The organism is Maribacter sp. 4G9 (genome assembly GCF_002742265.1).
Classification (GTDB): domain Bacteria; phylum Bacteroidota; class Bacteroidia; order Flavobacteriales; family Flavobacteriaceae; genus Maribacter.
The window spans coordinates 1-855 of the sequence record NZ_MDGL01000081.1 but is presented as its reverse complement, the minus strand read 5'-3'; the positions used below and the strand labels follow the sequence as shown (position 1 = coordinate 855).

Sequence of the window (855 nt, the reverse complement as noted above, 5' to 3'; positions counted from 1 at the left end):
AGTGGCGTTCGAAGTACGCCGGGATGAGCGGCAAGGAGCTCAAGCGTATCAAGGAACTCGAGGAGGAGAACCGCAAGCTCAAGCAGATGTACGCTACCTTGGCCCTGGACCACCAAATGGCAAGGGAGATTATCGAAAAAAAGCTCTGAGGCCCTGCCGTAAGCGTAGTATTGCCAGAGATCTTGCCCATTACGGTATCAGCAGGGCGTGCCGTGTCCTTAACATGAGCAAGAGCGTATATTATTACGATCCGTTGCCAAAGGATGACGGCGATATAGAGGAGGCCCTACGGGACAAGGCCAGGGAGCATCCGGAGGAGGGTTTCTGGATGGCCCATCACCGTTTGAGGGCAGAGGGAAGGACGTGGAACCACAAGCGTGTCCATCGGGTATACAAGGCACTTGGACTGCCTTTGAGAAGAAAGGCGAAGAAACGTTTGCCGGCACGCGTAAAGGAAGCTTTGGAGGTTCCCCCGGAGGCCGACCATACTTGGAGCATGGATTTCGTCACGGACGTTCTGGAGAACAAACGGCGGTTCAGGGCACTCAACATCATGGACGATTACAACAGGGAGGCCATTCACATAGAAGTTGACTTCTCCCTGACGAGCAACCGCGTGGTATGGGTCCTGAACCACCTGATAAACCGAAGGGGCAAGCCCAAACGTATACGTATGGACAACGGCCCGGAATTTATAGCCAAGCTCACATCCCAATGGAGCGAGATGCACGGAATAAAGTTCAAATATATACAACCGGGGAAACCGACCCAGAACGCCTTTGTGGAAAGGTTCAACGGCAGTTTCAGGAGAGGGACCCTCAACAGGTTCATCTTTGAGGACATCGACCAGGTAAG

At 53.3% G+C, this 855-nt stretch carries 1 pseudogene; it reads left to right on the top strand.

Going from position 1 to position 855, the window contains the following annotated elements:
- Positions 1–855, top strand: a pseudogene (locus BFP75_RS10205) (IS3 family transposase); the annotation flags it as partial.